We start from the raw sequence: 266 nt of genomic DNA, 5'->3' as shown, positions 1-266 counted from the left end.
ATTATTGGCTTTATTTCAGATATTTATTCAGTCTATTTGTATTTTTATTGTTGATGAGCTAAGTATAGACTACATTACCGATTTAAGGCTTGATGGTGCCTCTAACTGGCATATTTTGTCGCGGGGTATTTTTGCTAATATTTATGAGCTCATTGTGGTTATTTTTACCACGGCGCTTTCTACTGGTATTTTTGCTATTGCTCCCTAAGGCTTTTTAAAACTATTTGAACAGCCCACTACAAACGATTGGGGCGCCATACTGGCTG

The 266-nt window shown here is 36.8% G+C and carries 1 pseudogene; it reads left to right on the top strand.

The features are described 5' to 3' along the window. A pseudogene (locus CWB60_RS20575) lies at positions 1-208 on the top strand (peptide ABC transporter permease); the annotation flags it as partial. Positions 209-266 lie beyond the last annotated feature (58 nt).

The organism is Pseudoalteromonas sp. S327, assembly GCF_005886415.1.
GTDB classification, from domain to species: Bacteria; Pseudomonadota; Gammaproteobacteria; order Enterobacterales; family Alteromonadaceae; genus Pseudoalteromonas; species Pseudoalteromonas atlantica.
This window is presented reverse-complemented; position numbering and strand designations above follow the sequence as displayed.